This window comes from Chryseobacterium sp. RLHN22, assembly GCF_051011795.1.
GTDB lineage: Bacteria > Bacteroidota > Bacteroidia > Flavobacteriales > Weeksellaceae > Chryseobacterium > Chryseobacterium zhengzhouense.
Map to the genome: position 1 here is coordinate 41,848 of NZ_JBPCHW010000022.1, position 16,662 is coordinate 58,509.

The window sequence follows — 16,662 nt, forward strand, 5'->3', positions numbered from 1 at the left end:
GTTAATTTTTATAATTAAGCCGTAAATATATAATTTTTTTAAGAAACTTTTAAGATTTTTTTTGGAATAACGAAAAAAATCTAAATTTATTTTATTTCAAAGTGCTTTTTACTCTACAGTTACCGATTTTGCAAGATTTCTTGGCTGATCGACATTAGCTCCTCTATATACTGCTATATAATAAGCCAGAAGTTGTAGTGGTACTGAAGCAACAATTGGAGAGAAACATTCTGAAGTTTCAGGGATTTCAATAACATAATCTGCCATCGCACTTACCTGAGTATCTCCTTTGTTTACTACAGCGATTACTTTTCCTTTTCTCGCTTTAATTTCCTGTACATTGCTAACAATCTTATCATAATGTCCTTTTTTAGGAGCAATGATAACAATCGGCATGTTTTCATCAATTAATGCAATCGGGCCATGCTTCATTTCTGCAGCAGGATATCCTTCAGCGTGAATGTAAGAGATTTCTTTTAATTTTAAGGCTCCCTCCAAAGCAGCAGGGTAATTGTAACCTCTTCCCAAATAAAGGAAGTTTGTTGCGTTTATAAAGTCCTTAGCAATATTTTGAGTTAGCTCGTGTGTTGCTTCTAATACTTCTTCAATTTTTTTAGGTATTGCATCCAATTCAGAGATTAGACTCATGAATTCTGCATTTCCTAAGTTTCCATTATGTTTTCCTAATTTTAATGCGATTAAGGAAAGAATAGTCAATTGAGCCGTAAATGCTTTTGTAGAAGCCACACCAATTTCCGGTCCTGCATGCGTATAAGATCCTGCATCCGTAATTCTTGCAATCGAAGAATCTACAACATTACAGATACCATATATAAATGCGCCTCTCTCTTTAGCCAATTTCAAAGCAGCCATTGTATCTGCTGTTTCTCCTGACTGAGAAATTGCGATAACAACATCTTTATCGGTAATAATAGGATTTCTGTATCTGAATTCTGAAGCATACTCTACTTCAACAGGAATTCTGGCAAATTCTTCAATTAGATATTCACCGATGAGACCAGCATGCCAAGAAGTACCGCAAGCGATAATAATAATTCTGTTGGCATTTTTAAATCTTTCAACGTGATCCCAGATTCCTGCCATTTTAATGATCCCTTCATTTACAATAAGTCTTCCTCTCATTGTATCGTGGATCGATTTTGGCTGTTCGAAGATTTCTTTTAGCATGAAATGCTCGAATCCTCCTTTTTCGATTTGCTCTAAACTTAATTTAAGCTCCTGAATTTCGGGAATAATTTTAGAGTTATCCTGAATCGTTCTGATGTCAACACCTGATTCTAAAGATATTGTGGCCATATGACCTTCTTCAAGATAAATAGCTTCTTTTGTAAATTCAACGAAAGGAGATGCATCAGATGCAATGAAATATTCTTTTTCACCAATTCCGATTGCCAAAGGCGAACCTAATCTTGCCACAACCAAAAGCCCAGGATAATCTTCATGCATTACAGTAATGGCATAAGCACCATAAACTTCATTCAATGCATATCTTACTGCTGTAGGAAAATCTGTTTCAGCATTCAAATCAGTAAAATACTGAATTAAATTTACCAAAACTTCAGTATCTGTTTCAGATTTAAAAGAAAATCCTTTATCGATAAGCATCGTTTTAATCGTATCATAATTTTCAATGATACCATTATGGACGATTGCAATTTTCCCGTTATTGGAAACATGGGGATGGGAATTTCTGTCACTTGGTACACCATGAGTTGCCCAACGTGTATGTCCCATTCCTATTTTTGCAGTTCCTTTTAGATTATTTGAAATATTTACAAGGTCATCAACTTTACCTTTAGTCTTTTCTACACTAAAGCTGTTAGCTGTATTCTCCAAAACAATTCCGGCACTGTCGTATCCTCTATATTCTAATCTTCTAAGACCATTGATAACAATATCATAAGCATCCTGAAAGCCTGTATAACCAACTATTCCGCACATAATTTAATCAAGTGTATTTTTTTAAATATTATTTTGTACCGTAAGTAACTTTTAATTGAATTTTATTCGCATTTGAAGGATCTGATCCCACAAAAACAGTTCTTAACATAGAAAATGGTCTCGAAGTGTATTTATATCCTGCAAGACTACCTGCAGAAGTAGATATAAACTGAGCTAGATCAATTCTATAAAATTTATCATTAAAATCTTTTTCTGTATATTGATTTGGTGATTCAACAATCTCCTTTAAAGATTGTGTTACAGTAAAATCATAATACGATGGATTTTTTTCTGTATCATAAGCTCTATATGGGACAAACGTACTCGCGCTTCCTAAAATACTATAGTCCGTTGTAAATTTAAAAGCAGGTTTATTGTTATCGTCTATATATCTCTGAAGAATTGTAAAAGCAGACGGTTTTGCATATGGGTTTGACCAAACTGAATCATCTGTATAAATTCTGATTTTTGCACTTATAATTGCTGCTTTTTTGGTCTGATACAAGTCTTTGAGCTGATTAATTGTACTTATCGGGAACTTCACCCCAATAGAGTTTCCTCCCATTCCCTGAGCATACAGTTTTAAATCTCCTGTTTCCGTATTCGGCACCACACTACCTGCTGCAGCACCGCTTCTGTCATACTGATAATATCCTGAATGTGCGTTTGCACTTCCGATAGAAAACGAATATTTTAACTGAGGCCTTGTATTTGTGCCATTTTCATCCTTATCATTCTTATAATACATGATCAATTCCATATCGTTTGGATAGAACTGGAATAGATAACCGTCACTTTCCTCTACAGAAATTTTCAGTCCTCTGAAATATCTGATAAAGTTGGAAACATCTTTCAATTCAGGCTGACCTTTTTTAGCTATGATTTTAGATTGGAAAAAAGTAGGAGATAAAGGAATTCTGAAACCCGTTGCAGAAGTAAACAGTGAAGAAGCGTCAGAATCTTTAGTAATAGTAACAGAATTTACATTACCGGAAAATTCTTTTGAACCCAAAACCGTTGAGTTTACAGCAAAATTTGTATTAGAATAGACGGGATCATTATATCCGTTCATGAAATCAATAACTTCCTGCACTTGAATGTTCATTTTTTTCTTAGCCTTACCATATTTTACAGCAGGATAAGTATTAACAACTTTTTTTGCATCAACATTACCATCCGGATAAACATAGTTCTCATCAGTTGTTGTTGTAATCGAATCTGAACGATAAATAGGTTTAAGGACTAAAACAACAGAATCTACCACAGCATTGGTTCCGAAATCCGGATCGTATGCAGGCAATCTAAGTTGAGTAAAATAAGAAGCCTTCTGTAGACCAAACTGACTTTCGTTAAAAGCTCCCAAAACGCCTGTAGCAGAAGTATTGGCTGTAGAACCCAAAAGATTATAAAGCGTATTTGCGTCTGCTCTGATGGTATCGTTATTACTTAGATTATAAGCAATAAGATCATAAGAAGATTCATTTCTGTTCGCTGCACCATCCAAAAACAGCTGTTCTCCAAGAGAATCCGGTTCCGGCTCACAATTATAAACCAGCACACCACCTAATATCATTAAAGAAAGGATGGTGAAAATTTTTCTAATATTATAAATCATCAAAATGTATATTAATATAATTTACTGATAGAATCTACATCCAGATATTCGGATTTTGATGTAGAAGTTTCATTGAATGCTTTATCCAGCTCTCCGTTTAAGAATTCATCTCCTTTTACTACTTCATCCACATAGTTCATACTTTCGATAACGAAACTTTCGAAGCTAGGATTATTCAACGCGTTTAAATCTGAAATATTATCAAACTTCAGTTTTTCTCCTACGTTGGAAGCCAAAGGCGCATCCTTTTCATTGTATAATGAAAGAACAATTTTGGCATCTTTGAAGTAAGAATCAGATTTATAGTAAGTTTTAAGATAAATAGGCACGAATGAAGACATCCAACCATTCAGGTGAATAACGTCCGGAACCCAGTTTAGTTTTTTAATGGTTTCAATCACACCACGTGCAAAGAAAATCGCTCTTTCATCATTATCTTCAAATGCAACTCCTTCATCATCGAAATAATATTGTTTTCTCTTAAAATATTCTTCGTTATCGATGAAATAAACCTGAAGTCTTTCCCCCGGTAAAGAAGCTACTTTAATAATTAAAGGCTGATCTAAATCGTTAATAATAATATTCATCCCCGAAAGGCGAATCACCTCATGAAGCTGAAATTTCCTCTCACTTATCTGTCCGAATCTTGGCATAAAAACTCTTACATCATTGCCTTCTTGGTGCATTTTAAGTGCCATTTTGTTTACCACCGCTGCTAAATTTGTATCTTCCTGATAAGGGTACATCTCTGTGGTAATGTACAGTATTTTCTGATTGGGCATATAATCTCTATCTTATTTTAAATAATGCTTTAATGTGCAAAATTACGAAAAAACATTCAACATTATTGTAATTAACATTTTTTTACGATAGTTAGCGAGATTATTATATTAAAACTAAAAATGAATCCCTTAATATTTAGTATTTTTGAATTATTATTAAAATAAACTATGGAAGTTCTAAAAAACAAGAAAACGCTTCAGAATTTTATTGAAAGACAGAAAGAAATGGGGAAAAGAATTGGTTTTGCACCAACAATGGGTGCTTTACACAATGGCCACCTTTCTCTGTATGAAGCAGCAAGAAAAGAAAATGATCTGGTAATTTCTTCAATTTTTGTTAACCCAACACAATTTAACAATGCTGAAGACCTGGAAAAATATCCCCGAGATACCGATCGTGACATATCAATTCTTGAAAAGTCGGGTTTGGTGGATGCGGTTTACATTCCACAGGTTGAAGATATTTATCCCGAAAAAACAGAAAGCAAGCATTACGATTATGACGGACTGGAAAATGAAATGGAAGGTAAATCTAGACCCGGACATTTTGACGGGGTAGGAACTGTAGTTGAAGAACTTTTCAGACAGGTACAACCTGATAATGCTTATTTCGGAGAAAAAGATTTTCAGCAATTAGCCATCATCCGCAAAATGACAGAAAAAAAACAGCTTCCGATAAAAATAATCGGAGTTCCTATTTACAGAGCAGAAAGCGGTTTAGCATTAAGCTCAAGAAACCAACGTCTCACAGCAGAAAGAAGAGATGATTCAAAAATCATTTATGAAATTCTGGTGAGTGTAAACCGATGGTTTAAATTAAAATCAATCACAGAAATTAAAGAAAAAGTAAAAGAAATTCTCAGCACTCAATCCGGAATGGAATTGGAATATTTTATGATTGCAGATGAAAATACTTTAAAAGAAACCGAAACCGTTGAAGATTCAAAATCGTACAGAGCATTTATTGTAGTAAATGTTGACGGAGTACGATTAATAGACAATATGCATTTGGATTAATACAAAAATCAAAGGCTTCCTGACGGAAGCCTTTGAACACCAAATCACAAAATATTAATATGAAAAAAATTTACTTTTCAGTAAACTTGTGACCCGGCTGGGATTCGAACCCAGGACCCATACATTAAAAGTGTATTGCTCTACCAGCTGAGCTACCGAGTCGGTCACATAAAAATTAACGTTGACAAATATAAAAATTTATTTTACATAATATCAATTTTAATTAAATATTTTTTCTGCAGTGCCTGCGACTGGACTCGAACCAGCACATCCTTAGGAAACCACCCCCTCAAGATGGCGTGTCTACCAATTTCACCACGCAGGCAAAAAAAATCACTTAGAAAGTAAGTTTTTTTGCTAGTGACCCGGCTGGGATTCGAACCCAGGACCCATACATTAAAAGTGTATTGCTCTACCAGCTGAGCTACCGAGTCGGCCACTTTATTATCAAGTTTCACTGTTAAGTAATGTCCCTTGTTTTTAGTGGTGCAAAGATAGGACTTTTTTCATTATCTCAAAACTTTTTCGCAAATTTGTTTAAAATAAATTCATGATAATTTCACTGATTGGATACATGGGAAGCGGCAAATCTCACATTTCCAAAATATTAAGCGACAAAATAAATTTCAAACTAATTGACCTTGATAAAGAAATTTCCTGGCGAAATAAATTAACCATTCCGGAAATTTTCGAGAAAAAGGGCGAAATCTACTTTAGAAAGCTGGAAAGAGAGACTTTGGAAGAAATTCTGGCGACCCGCGAAAACATTGTTTTGAGCCTGGGTGGAGGAACTCCGGTTTATTATAATAACATGGAAATTATCAACCATAATTCTAAAAGCATTTTTCTGAGAGCTTCTATCCCTACACTAGTTGAAAGACTTTCAAAACAGAAAGAAAAAAGACCCTTGATTGCAAAAATAACGGATGAAGATCTTCCCGAGTTTATTGCAAAGCATTTATTTGAAAGAAATATATTTTACAGTAAAGCTCAGTTTAGCATTAGTACAGATAACAAAACTCCCGAAGACATTGTAAAAGAAATAACAGAAAAGCTCTATCTCTAGAGCTTTTTATTTTTAAGTATTAATTCTCGTTTTCAGATTCTGAATCATCACCTGTTTCTCCGAAGAAATCGTCCCAATCTGTAAAATCTGCTGCCACATCATTTTCCACATAATCATCCATATCACGTCTGTCTTTTTTGGTAGGACGACCTTCACCTCTGTTTCGGTAATAATCCTGAGACATTTTACGCATTTTCAATAATTCATATTGTTCTTTGTCGGTAACATCTTTGATATGAAGCGGAACCAGCTTAGCTCCAAGTCTGCTTTTAGGAATCTGGATGACTTTAATCTTGTAGTCGATTTGATTTTTACGGATCTTAATCACATCGCCTTCTTTCACCTCCTTCGAAGACTTCACCACAGACTCACCTATAGAAACCCTGTTCTTCTTTATTTCTTCGGTAGAGATGGATCTGGTCTTATAAAATCGAATACTCCATAAAAATTTATCTATTCTCATATTTTTTTATACTTTTGTCGTTATATTATTTGTAAAGTAATTAAAGTTTTTTGAAATGAAAAAAATATTTTTGTATATCCTTGCAGGATCATTGTGTTTCGCAGCTTGTAAAAAGGATGATGAAGTGGAAACTTTCGTAGAGCCGGAAGATATTAATGTAAGAAACTCGTATGATGAGCAGGCTATTCAGAAATTCATGGATAACAACTACCTGGATTCAAAGGGAAATATAAAAGCTTTCAGCAGCACAGATGCATCTGATGATAATGAGAAAAAACTTTCTCAATTACCTCACGAAAAGCTTTCTTCCGGAGTTATCTATATTAAAAGAGACGGAGCTCAGCCAAATCCGGGTGTTACTTTAAACACAGATTCATCATCAACCGATGCAACGCTTATTAAAACAATGATGAGAGCCAACTATTATCTTGCAACAGATACAGACGGAAATATAGCATTGACCAATTATGGAAGTTTACTGAATACTTTGGACGGAAGCGGTTCACCTTACACCGATCCTACATTTTATTATGCCAAGAAAAGTCTGGTTACAGATGCAAAACCACGTAGTTACTATGAAATCGCAGGATTAAAAGAAGCTTTGAAATATTTTGAAGGATATAATAATCTCCCGAATGAAACAGTCCCAAATCTGCAAGGGGTAATTATTGTTCCCTCAAAAGCAGCTTTCGCAAGAAATGAAAACTACTATGGTCTTAAAAATATGACTTTTGTTTTCAATTTCCAGATTTACAATGCACAAACAAGACCTGCAGATCAGCAATAAATTATTTAAAAACTTTATAAAAAAAACGCTTCAGCCTACTGAAGCGTTTTTTGTTTATCTTACATTTCCTAAAATATCCGGGAAATATTTGTCTGAAAGATGCTCAAATTCATCACCCCGCATAAACATGGAAGCATCAATTTCTTCGTAAGAACTTCTGCCTGCCGCCGCAATCAGCTCATTGCATGTATGAAGTGTGTTTTTATGAAAATGATAAACTCTTTCTGCCTTATCGGTTACATCAAGCCCTTTAATCAGCATCTTATCCTGGGTTGCAACACCGGTCGGACAATTGTTGTTATTACATCTCAACGCCTGAATGCATCCTAATGCAAACATAAACCCTCTTGCATTATTACACATATCCGCTCCCATCGCAACAGCTCTCAGAATATCTAAACTGGTGAGAACTTTTCCGCTTGCAATAACTCTTAACTTATTTCTTAAATTGTAATTTTTAAGCGTTCTGTTTACAAAAATAAGAGCCGGCTCCAGAGGCATTCCTACTCCGTCTGAAAATTCTGGTGGTGCTGCTCCCGTTCCGCCTTCTGCCCCATCGATTGTAATAAAATCAGGATAGATTTTCAAAACATTCATCTGAACGCAGATATCTTCAAACTCTTTGGTATCACCAATACATAACTTAAATCCTATTGGTTTTCCACCAGAAAGTTCTCTCAACTGTTTTACGAAATGTAATAATCCTGCAGCATTGGAGAAAGCTGAATGGGATGGCGGCGAAATAATCGTCATTCCGGGTGTGACATGACGGATTTTTGCAATTTCAGGCGTGTTTTTCACTCCCGGCAAAACCCCACCATGACCAGGCTTTGCACCTTGAGACAACTTGATCTCAATCATTTTCACATTCGGAAGTGAAGAATATTTTGTAAATAATTCAGGGTTAAAATTTCCCTGCTCGTCTCTGCATCCGAAATATCCTGTTCCGATTTGCCAGCAAAGATCTCCACCTTCTAAATGATGTGGAGAAATCCCTCCTTCTCCCGTATTATGATAGAAGTTTCCTTTTTTAGCGCCTCTGTTCAAAGAAATTTGTGCTCTGTCGCTCAATGCTCCAAAACTCATCGCCGAAATATTAAATAACGAAGCATGATAAGGCTGTGTACACTGTTCTCCTCCTACCCAAACTCTCGGAAGCTCTTCTTTGGGAGATTTTGCATAAATAGAATGCTTTATTCCTTCGTATTTTCTGTGATTGACTTCCAATTGTGTTCCGAAAGGAACAGTATCGCTTATATTCTTGGAACGTCTGTAGACAGCAGAGCGCTGATTCCTGGGAAATGGTTTTCCGTCGGTTTCTCTTTCGATAAAATATTGCTGCATTTCCGGAGATATGCTTTCAAAAAAATATCTGAAATACCCCAAAACGGGAAAGTTTCTCAAAATAGCATGTTTTGTCTGATAAGCATTATAAATGCCCAAAATATAAATTGCAGTTAAAAGGATCGGTATCCAATAATGTGCTCTGATCAGCAATGCTATTATCCATGTAGCAATTACCAATACAATTCCCCAAGATAAAAACTTATCTCTCATAAGAATGTAGATTTTAAAAATGTTAAAGAATAAATTTAGTGGAAATAAAGCAAACAGACTAAGCTTTTGCTAAAAAACTTTCGTAAGACGATTGCACAGAAACCGTGCCATCTGACAGGATTTTTTCTAAATTCAAGAATTCAATTTGATTTACAGAAGCTTCGTCAAAATCTTTGGATACTCTTACATAATTTTCAGTGAAGCCAAACATTTTTCCGTCTTTATTTTCGTGCTCCCAAAGTACAGGAAGTGTTTTTCCAAGTTGGGTTTGGTAAAATGCCATCTTTTTCTTTTCAGATAAAATTCTCAGCATTTTGTTACGCTTTTTTCTCTCAGGAATCGGAACAATACCATCCATCCCTACAGCTTCAGTATTTTCTCTTTCAGAGTAGGTAAAAACGTGGAGATAGGTAATTGGAAGTTCATTCAGAAAATTATAGGTTTCCATGAATCTTTCTTCAGTTTCACCAGGAAAACCTACAATTACATCAACTCCAATCGCTGCATGAGGCATTACCTCACGGATTTTATTCACTCTATCGTTATATAATTTAGTCAAATAACGACGTTTCATTTTTTTCAATAAATCATCACTCCCCGATTGCAACGGAATATGGAAATGCGGAACAAAGCTCTTGCTTTTAGAAACCAATTCGATGCTTTCATCTTTCAGAAGATTCGGCTCGATCGAAGAAATACGGATTCTTTCGATTCCTTCAACCTGATCCAGTTCAGAAATTAAATCAAGAAAAGTATGTTCGTGTCTTTTATTCCCGAATTCTCCTTTTCCGTAATCTCCGATATTTACTCCTGTGAGAACGATTTCCTTAATATCTTTCGCCGCAATTTCTTTAGCATTTTTCAAAACGTTGTCGATGGTGTCGGAACGTGAAATCCCTCTTGCTAAAGGAATCGTACAATAGGTACATTTATAATCACAACCATCCTGAACTTTCAGAAAAGCTCTGGTTCTGTCTCCGATAGAGTAACTTCCGATAAAAAAATCAGTTTCTTCAATTTCACAAGAATGAACAATACCTTCGTTTTCAGATTTTTCTAAATCATCAAGATAGCTTAGAATATTGAATTTTTCTTTAGCTCCTAAAACCAGATCCACACCTTCAATCTGAGAAATTTCTTCAGGTTTCAGTTGCGCATAACATCCGACAATTACCACTAAACCTTCAGGATTGGCTTTCATGGCTCTTTTCACGTGAAGTTTGCATTCACGGTCAGCGTTTTCAGTTACCGAACAGGTATTGATGACATAAACATTTGCTTTTTCATCAAAACCCACTTTTTCATAACCTGCATCTGTTAATTGACGGGCAATGGTAGATGTTTCCGCAAAATTTAATTTGCAGCCAAGGGTATGAAATGCGGCAGTTCTGTGAAATTGAGACATTTATTGATACTGAATTTTGTGGGTGCAAAGATAATCAATTTAATATGAATACTAAATTGATTGAATCTATTGTTTGTATTCATCCCGAATTTCAGGACTGTTCTGATAGCAAACCGGAGAAGAATTTGAACCAAAATTTTTTTCTGGAAATTTATTTTTCATGTCTGAATTAAAATCATCCGATTTATTTCGGGCAATAGAAAGTGTTTTCCAACTTTCATTTTTAAGCATTTTAGCAATAAAAACAATTTGCCCGACATGATAGGGATAATGTGCCAATTGTCGGAAAACTGCATCAATTACCGAATGCGGTTCATTTCTGATGTAAATGATTGCATATAAATTTTCATTATTGATCTGTTTGAGGGCGTCAAAAAGACATTCCCAGCCTTTTTCCCAGTATGCTAAAACCTCATCTTTGGTTTTAAAGGTATTAACAAATTCTTCATCACGGTTCCGCCAAGATTTCTCACCATCTTCAGTTAAAAAATTCGTCCATCTTGACAACATATTTCCTGCGATATGCTTTACAATCGTAGCAACAGAATTACTTTCTTCATTAAACTGCCAGAACATCTGCTCATCCGAAAGCTGCTCAAATGATTTGTCACCAAGCGTTTTGTAATACTCAAACCGTTTTATAAATAGATTTTCCATGATTTGAAATTTGAATATCTAATTTAGTGAATTTAATATCGAAAATAATTTTAATAAACAGATTTATTAGTTTAAAATAAAAAAACAAAAGACCGCTACTTTCGCTACGGCCTTCTGCTTTTATCAATATTAATTTATTCTCTGTTTTTTACCAATACCCAGCCGGTATATTTTACTGGCGTACCTTTTTTATCATTTTCGTTCCAGGATACAGAATACCAGTAATTTCCGGTAGGAACTTTTTTATTACCTGTCGTTCCGTCCCATTTATAATTATTTATTTTATCTGCCTGGAAGATTTTATTTCCATACCTGTCGAAAACATTAAATATCAGGTTCTGTTTATTTGCCAAAGCAGAATAATCAATCACATCATTAATACCGTCACCGTTTGGTGTGATTACATTGACAAGATTAGGAACAACGATTGCGATTTCAATCGGTTCACAATCATAATTGTCTTTTACATAAATTTTATGATCGCCCCTTTTAATATTTGTAAATACATTAGAATCTTGCCAAGCAATACCATCCGTAGAATACTGGTAAGGAGCTGTTCCTCCGTTTACATTTATTGTAACTGTGGTGTTGGAAATATCAATACTGGTAATAACCGGTTGTTCTGATGAATAAACCGTTACATTTTGAAGTGTATAGCAATCACCTGTTTTTAGCTTTACCCAATATTTTCCGACACCAACATCAGAGATAGTTTGTGTCGTAGCTCCTGTACTCCATTCGTAACCATCAAAACCTGCTCCTGCATCTAATATTGTTCTGTCTTCCATGCAAATTGTTTTGTCTTTCAACACAGATGAATACACCGGAGGAATGACTTCTAAGGTAATTTTGGCAATTCCGTAACAGCTGTTTCCATCTATAACTTTCACATAGACTACAGCGTTTGGAGAAATATAGTTGTTGAAAGGAATTATTTCATTTGTTCCGTTTGTTGCATCAGTAAGGGAAGGATAAAATTTCTTGGTAACACCAGACTGCCCCGTCACAGCAGCTGTAGTAAGATCAAAAGATGCTGTCTGCAACTTTACATCGTAGGTACAAGCTCTTATTTTTGCATCATTGACGATTACTTCCGGATAAAACTTCAGGGTTATAACCGCATTATCTGAACATCCATCATTGGTTTTAACATTAGCATACACTGTTCCTTCTGCTGACAAATGTATATTTGGATTTGAAATCTGCCCTGTTCCGGCATTCAAAGCAGCCAATGAAGGATAATATGTTATGGTCACATTTGAGCCTCCAAAAATATTTGCGGTCGTCAGATCGAATATTGCCTGCCCACTCTTATTGTTGTTACAAGCATAAATAGTAGCATCGTTTGCGGTAATATTTCCAAGTTTAAACTTAAATGCACCAATTTGTCTGCAAGAATTAAGTGCATTATTTGGATTTGCAGGATCATTATAGTGAATACTGTAATAATACGTGGTGGTTGTATTTACGATAATCGGAGTGGTAATCGGGTTTGCTCCGGAAAGTGCATCATTTTGTGAGGTATGATATGAAATGACAAAGTTCGGATTTCCGTTCAGAATACCTGCAGTAAGAGAATTAAAATCAAATAAGGCAGGACTCGAGCAGATAAGAATTTCACGCGGGTCATTAGGATTGGCTCCAGGAACTCCCGGCGGAACAAACGGGTGCGGTTGTAAAGCAGGATCTGTAAAAGGAGATGCTAAAGTTGCAGTTCCGCCCCAAGTTAATGAAAAAGGAGCTGTAGTGGTACTCCCCGCTCCAACCCAGTTGTCTATGTACAGATAATAAGTCTGTCCTGCCACAACATCCAAATATCTACAATAAGGAGTGAAAGATCCACCTGCCGCACTCGTGATAGTACTTGTCATATTTAATCCTGTGGAAGCGCCTACACCGAATAATACTGTTGCAGCGTTACATCGGATCGGGAAACCTAAGGTGCCGCAAGTTACATTAGGCCCATAAATTGCCCAATCATAATCTGCGCCAGGATCATTTGGAATGAGATCAAATGTGAGCGTTCCGCTGGTGGCAATCGTAAGCTTATACCAAATAGAATTGTGCTCTCCGGTATTGAGACAATCGCCCAAAGTCTCGTCTACCAAGCCAATTCCCGAAGGACTGTATGTAATATTTGAATTTCCGCAAACAGCTAATGCGGTAGAGCAATCTGCCTGTGAATAAAAAGTCTGAGAAATACAAAATAGAATAAAAAGTAGAGTTTTTTTCATGTCTAATTTGGTTATTAGGTTAAGTTGAATCAAATATAACAAAATTTAATTAAAATCACCAAATATTGACAAAAACAAAATATTTAATAAACAATTTATTATTCAATTGAATTTTATGCACCAAATTACAAAAATCACTTAATACTCGTAATATTCCCACACAGGTTTTCGAGGTGAAAAATCTTATGAAACGGGCTTTGCACTTCGGTAAGATGTTCCTTATCCTGAATGAAAGTATATCTTGAAGCAATAGAATTCATATCAGAAACAATAACTAGCCAACACTCATCAACGGAAGTATCGTAGTAGGGGAATTTTTCGTTCTTTTTTTCGATTAATTCTAGAATTTTCTCAGAACACAACTCGTCAAAGAGATTCATGTTGTACTCATAGGTTATAAAAACATTTCTGCGGTGTGAAGATTTCCTTATCGATTTTACGCAGCCAAAAGGTTTACCCTTTTTAATGCTTTTATAAATATTCAGAATAATTTCCTGTTGGTTTTCTGGAGAATCTAATTTAATATTCAGGTGAAAATCTAAAAAATAAACACCGCGATATTTCGCAGTGTCTTCTTGTTCCAATAATATTTCAGCCTGACGGAAAATTTTGTTTAGATTGCTTTCCACCTTTTTCATTTCAAGATGATTGATTACTTCCGTCAATTCGATTCCTATTTTTTTGTCATTGAATTTTGCGATAAAGTCTGGGCTTTCGCAGATAAGATTTTCGAAGGTAACATCGGGAAAATGGTGCATAAAAGAGTTGAGCAGTAAAATTTCTGCCTTTTTCTTATATTTTTCCCGGTCGTGAAGCATAGATTCGTCTATCTTACGGTGATATTTTTCTATCGGCTTTTTTTTCAAATGCCGGTTGAGATAGTACAAGCTGAGATTTTTAATTAAATCTTCATCAGAAAACGCTTTTTTCATGTGGTCTTTTTATATAATTAATAAAACACATGGTTTCACGGTTAGCCCAAAACTTTTGATAATCAAAAATTTATGAATTAAATATATGAAATTAAAGAATACATTTATACAAAAACAAAAAATTTAAATTTCATTTAATATTCAATTTTTCATCCGAATTTCTATCTTTGAATAAACTTTGATTCTAATACTGTAAAATAAAAAGTAAATCTTGAATGAAGACTATAACAATACTAAATAGTTGGTACAGTTTTTTCAACATTGTTCTCAGTATTAAATTAAGGAGTATAATTTTTATAACAATAATACACATTTAATGGATTTTAGAAATTTTCAGATGCCTTTCAGCATCAATCCAAAATATTCTACAAGAGTAGCTTACTTTTCAATGGAATTTGCCATTGAGCAGGTTCTCAAAATTTATTCAGGTGGACTTGGTTTTTTAGCGGGATCTCATATGAGAAGTGCATACAACCTTAACCAGGATCTTATTGGAATCGGAATTTTATGGAAATTCGGATATTACGATCAGGCAAGAAATCACGATCAAACTTTACAGCCGACGTGGACCCGAAAAATGTACAGCTTTTTGGAAGATACCGGAATAAAATTCCAGATCGAAATTCACAGTGCTCCTGTCTGGGTAAAAGTATGGTATCTCGATCCTGAGATTTTCAATACCGCACCGATGTTCTTACTTTCAACGGATGTTCCGGAAAACGATCATGTATCAAAAACCATTTGTCACAGATTGTACGACGCCAACGAATCAACAAAACTTGCACAATATATTTTGCTAGGAAAAGGCGGGGCTAAACTTTTAGATGAAATGAATATCGAAAGAGATGTCTATCACCTCAATGAAGCTCACGGACTTCCTGCAGCATTTCATTTGCTGAAAAAATACAATGGAGATATTCAGAAAGTAAAAGAAAAACTGGTCTTCACAACCCATACTCCCGAAGAAGCAGGAAATGAGAAGCACAACCTCAGATTATGTTACGATATGTCTTATTTTTCAGGTTTGAGCATGGAAGAGGCAAAAAAAATTGAAGGTTCAGACGGCGATTTATTCAACCATTCACTTTGTGCTCTGAAAATGGCAAGAATTGCCAACGGAGTTTCTAAGCTTCATGGTGACGTTTCTCGAACGATGTGGAGCAAATATCCGGGAATCTGCGAAATAAAATCGATCACCAATGCTCAGGAATTTAAATATTGGGGCGATAAAGAGCTTTACATTGCAAAAGACGAGAACAACGACACTGTTTTCGATTACAGAAAGAAAATTTTAAAGAAAAGGCTTTTCCGAATCGTAGCCGATCAAACCGGAAATTTATTCGATCCGAATGTTTTTACGATTGTTTGGGCAAGAAGATTTGCAGGTTATAAAAGAGCAGATTTGCTTTTGCACGACAAAGAAAGATTCAGAAAATTATTAAACAATCCGAAATATCCGGTACAGATCATTTGGGCAGGAAAACCTTACCCGATGGATTATTCTTCGATTTCTATGTTTAATGTTTTGGTTGAAGAAAGTAAAAACCACAAAAACATGGCAGTTTTAACGGGTTATGAACTTTCATTAAGCAAATCTTTAAAACAAGGCTCAGATTTATGGCTAAATAATCCCAGAGTTCCGAGGGAAGCTTCAGGAACTTCAGGAATGACAGCCGCAATGAATGGTTCTGTAAATCTTTCAACCGACGACGGATGGATTCCTGAATTTGCAAAACACGGAGAGAATTCTTTCGTAGTGCCAAAAGCAGATTATTTAAATATGAGTATTTACGAACAGGATAATTATGATTTGAATAAATTATATGAAATTTTAGAAAACGAAATCCTTCCCACCTATTACGATCAACCTGATAAATGGAGAAAAATTCAGCACAATTCGATGAAAGATGTAAAAGAAAATTTCAACAGTGATCGAATGGCAGACGAATATTACAATCTTTTGTATAATCATAAGGCGTAATATTTCTGGTTAACATTTCAAAGTTCTACAAAATAAAAAATCGGCTTGAAAATTTCAAACCGATTTTTATTTTAATCTTGTCTAGACCTGAAATAACGATACACAAAAAAGAATCGTTATGAAAGAACCATTAGAATCGCTTTATGTAAAGCGTACACAGAAAGATTACAGTTTAAGTTTGAAACTTCAGATTGTAAAAGAAAT

13 protein-coding genes and 3 tRNA genes are annotated in these 16,662 nt (G+C 35.1%); 4 read left to right on the forward strand and 12 right to left on the reverse strand.

The features are described from left to right. Positions 1-108 precede the first annotated feature (108 nt). The 3 genes from glmS to ACR1PN_RS17560 are packed head-to-tail and all read right to left on the reverse strand — an operon-like array spanning position 109 to position 4,359. Positions 109-1,962 carry a glutamine--fructose-6-phosphate transaminase (isomerizing) gene (gene glmS, locus ACR1PN_RS17550; protein ID WP_433981081.1) on the reverse strand — a complete coding sequence of 618 codons (1,854 nt, stop codon included), beginning with the start codon at positions 1,960-1,962 and terminating at the stop codon, positions 109-111. Positions 1,963-1,990: 28 nt separating this feature from the next. Then, the gene (locus tag ACR1PN_RS17555) at positions 1,991-3,577 is read right to left on the reverse strand and encodes a DUF4270 family protein (RefSeq protein ID WP_433981082.1); all 1,587 of its coding nucleotides are present in this window, start codon (positions 3,575-3,577) and stop codon (positions 1,991-1,993) included. A gap of 11 nt (positions 3,578-3,588) precedes the next feature. Then, positions 3,589-4,359, reverse strand: a complete 771-nt coding sequence (locus tag ACR1PN_RS17560) for a glycogen/starch synthase (RefSeq protein ID WP_378175425.1) — start codon at positions 4,357-4,359, stop codon at positions 3,589-3,591. Positions 4,360-4,527: 168 nt separating this feature from the next. On the opposite strand from ACR1PN_RS17560, the gene panC reads away from it, so the two are divergent. Continuing rightward, the gene (gene panC, locus ACR1PN_RS17565) at positions 4,528-5,376 is read left to right on the forward strand and encodes a pantoate--beta-alanine ligase (protein WP_433981083.1); all 849 of its coding nucleotides are present in this window, start codon (positions 4,528-4,530) and stop codon (positions 5,374-5,376) included. 89 nt (positions 5,377-5,465) lie between these two features. Here the strand turns inward: panC and ACR1PN_RS17570 are convergent. From ACR1PN_RS17570 to ACR1PN_RS17580, 3 genes are all read right to left on the reverse strand, one after another. Then, positions 5,466-5,538 (reverse strand) — tRNA-Lys (locus tag ACR1PN_RS17570). Between the two features lie 80 nt (positions 5,539-5,618). Next, positions 5,619-5,701 (reverse strand) — tRNA-Leu (locus ACR1PN_RS17575). A 36-nt stretch (positions 5,702-5,737) separates the two neighbouring features. Continuing rightward, positions 5,738-5,810: transfer RNA gene (locus ACR1PN_RS17580), tRNA-Lys, on the reverse strand. Positions 5,811-5,926: 116 nt separating this feature from the next. On the opposite strand from ACR1PN_RS17580, the gene ACR1PN_RS17585 reads away from it, so the two are divergent. Next, on the forward strand, positions 5,927-6,442 hold the full coding sequence (locus tag ACR1PN_RS17585; protein ID WP_433981084.1) for a shikimate kinase: 516 nt from the start codon (positions 5,927-5,929) through the stop codon (positions 6,440-6,442). A gap of 19 nt (positions 6,443-6,461) precedes the next feature. On the opposite strand, the gene ACR1PN_RS17590 is transcribed toward ACR1PN_RS17585, so the two are convergent. After that, positions 6,462-6,905: an RNA-binding S4 domain-containing protein gene (locus ACR1PN_RS17590; RefSeq protein ID WP_433981085.1), complete on the reverse strand. Its 444-nt coding sequence runs from the start codon at positions 6,903-6,905 to the stop codon at positions 6,462-6,464. 55 nt (positions 6,906-6,960) lie between these two features. Between ACR1PN_RS17590 and ACR1PN_RS17595 the strand changes: the two genes are divergently transcribed. Continuing rightward, positions 6,961-7,692 (forward strand): hypothetical protein, encoded by a 732-nt coding sequence (locus tag ACR1PN_RS17595; protein WP_433981086.1) that lies wholly within the window; start codon positions 6,961-6,963, stop codon positions 7,690-7,692. Between the two features lie 54 nt (positions 7,693-7,746). On the opposite strand, the gene ACR1PN_RS17600 is transcribed toward ACR1PN_RS17595, so the two are convergent. The 5 genes from ACR1PN_RS17600 to ACR1PN_RS17620 form a co-directional block, all read right to left on the reverse strand. Beyond that, on the reverse strand, positions 7,747-9,249 hold the full coding sequence (locus ACR1PN_RS17600; protein WP_433981087.1) for an FMN-binding glutamate synthase family protein: 1,503 nt from the start codon (positions 9,247-9,249) through the stop codon (positions 7,747-7,749). A 58-nt stretch (positions 9,250-9,307) separates the two neighbouring features. Further along, on the reverse strand, positions 9,308-10,654 hold the full coding sequence (gene mtaB / locus ACR1PN_RS17605; protein ID WP_433981088.1) for a tRNA (N(6)-L-threonylcarbamoyladenosine(37)-C(2))-methylthiotransferase MtaB: 1,347 nt from the start codon (positions 10,652-10,654) through the stop codon (positions 9,308-9,310). Positions 10,655-10,720: 66 nt separating this feature from the next. After that, positions 10,721-11,311, reverse strand: a complete 591-nt coding sequence (locus ACR1PN_RS17610; RefSeq protein WP_433981089.1) for a DUF1572 family protein — start codon at positions 11,309-11,311, stop codon at positions 10,721-10,723. A 134-nt stretch (positions 11,312-11,445) separates the two neighbouring features. Then, positions 11,446-13,545: a T9SS type B sorting domain-containing protein gene (locus ACR1PN_RS17615; RefSeq protein ID WP_433981090.1), complete on the reverse strand. Its 2,100-nt coding sequence runs from the start codon at positions 13,543-13,545 to the stop codon at positions 11,446-11,448. 134 nt (positions 13,546-13,679) lie between these two features. Next, entirely contained in the window at positions 13,680-14,477 is a 798-nt protein-coding gene (locus tag ACR1PN_RS17620) for a hypothetical protein (protein ID WP_378175456.1), read from the reverse strand. 316 nt (positions 14,478-14,793) lie between these two features. Here ACR1PN_RS17620 and glgP point away from each other — a divergent pair, with 316 nt between their 5' ends. Beyond that, positions 14,794-16,458 carry an alpha-glucan family phosphorylase gene (glgP, locus tag ACR1PN_RS17625; protein ID WP_433981091.1) on the forward strand — a complete coding sequence of 555 codons (1,665 nt, stop codon included), beginning with the start codon at positions 14,794-14,796 and terminating at the stop codon, positions 16,456-16,458. Positions 16,459-16,662: the final 204 nt, after the last annotated feature.